Genomic DNA, 1,544 nt, shown 5'->3' with positions numbered 1-1,544 from the left:
AGTGCTGAAATTACCGAACATGTGAAAGTGACAACCGATAAATTTGGGGAAATTTCGCTGCATTTACTTTTGGTGAATAAGATTTTAGTAAGCAACGAAAAACTGAATCAGCAAAGGTTTGATAATGTCTATAAACTCTACATCTACCTCATTAATAAAATTGTCCGCGCTTTAATTCTCATCAAAAAAACAGACGAGGATTACTGGATGGAGTTTGATGAGTTATTACAAGCCATCGATGTCCAGATCCACGAAAATATCTATCTTGAAAAACTCTGCATTAATAACAGTTTTGATTTCAACTGGCTGAAATCCGAAAACATCCCTGATCACCTGGATCTGATTATTAAAGACTTTAAAAGACAGGGATTTTTAAGATAAAATCCTGTTCACAATAATTTCGGAAGCGTTTGGTTGCGAATCAATAAAATTTCGGGCGTTTTCACTCATTGTTTTCAAAAGTGCGTCATCTTTAAGGAGGCTTAATAAATAAGGCGCTGCGAAAAATTCATCTTCAAAAGATTTACCACCATGATGCGCAATTAAATCATCAGCTTCCGGATTCTTCAAATACTGGTCACCAAAAAGCACAGGAATTCCGAAGGTTGCCGCTTCCAGAATATTATGAAGACCTTTGGAATGAAAACCACCGCCCACCACTGCAACATCCGCGTAAGAATAAAGCTTTGAAAGCAAACCAATACAGTCGATGATCAGCACTTGTGCGTTGGTATTTTTCATCTGCCCCGCATCGGAAATTCCGGAATATAAAACAGCATTAGGGAAAATCTTTTTGAGATTTTCTACCCTTTTCAAATCATGTGGAGCGATAATCAGTTTAATTTCGCGGCTTTTTGTGGCGACAATTTCTGCCAGCCGTTCTTCGGATTCCCAGGAGCTTCCGAAAATAACCGTTTTTTGGTTTTGCTTAAATTCTTCAATAAACTCCACCGTATTATCACGTTCACGAAGTTTTTTCACCCGGTCGAAGCGTGTATCTCCGGCTGTAGAAGAGTTTTGAAGCCCAATACTTTTTGCCAGTGCAGTTGAATGTCTTGTCTGGTGAAAAAACCAGTTAACATTTTGCTTAAGCTGTTCTGTAAACCATCTGCCGTAAGCCTTAAAGAAAACCTGCGTTTCATAAAACAATGCCGAAACCACATAAATTTCAGCACCTTTCTGTTTCAAATCTGCTAAAAGATTATACCAATATTCGTATTTTACGGTGATAAAAATGGCTGTTGTAAAGTTGGACGTAAATTCCTTCACCCATTTTTCGGTGTCGAAAGGCAGGTAACAGATGGCGTCGGCAATATGATTTTTGTGAATGACATTTTCGTAACCCGACGGGGAAAAAAAAGTGATGAGAATTTTGTGATGAGGAAGTTTTTCTTTCAATTTTTCCAAAACAGGGAGCCCTTGTTCGTATTCGCCGAGACTTGCTGCATGCATCCAAATCACCTGATCATCAGATGAAAATTTCGATTTCACGATATCACAAGACTGCCTTCTTCCTGCTAATCCTTTTTTTAATTTATAATTAA

At 38.0% G+C, this 1,544-nt stretch carries 1 protein-coding gene and 1 pseudogene; one reads left to right on the top strand and one right to left on the bottom strand.

What is annotated here, in order from left to right:
* Positions 1 to 381, top strand: a pseudogene (locus tag V5N63_RS11870) (deoxyuridine 5'-triphosphate nucleotidohydrolase); the annotation flags it as partial.
* Here the strand turns inward: V5N63_RS11870 and V5N63_RS11865 are convergent.
* Positions 373 to 1,544, bottom strand: a 1,172-nt coding sequence (locus V5N63_RS11865) for a 3-deoxy-D-manno-octulosonic acid transferase (RefSeq protein ID WP_332034110.1), incomplete at its 5' end; no start/stop codon positions are given. The pseudogene V5N63_RS11870 and the gene V5N63_RS11865 overlap by 9 nt on opposite strands.

Origin of the sequence: Kaistella sp. (assembly GCF_032060305.1) — a bacterium.
Lineage (GTDB): Bacteria > Bacteroidota > Bacteroidia > Flavobacteriales > Weeksellaceae > Kaistella > Kaistella yananensis.
Note: the sequence above shows the minus strand (reverse complement) of the source record. Positions and strands in the feature narration are given on the sequence as shown.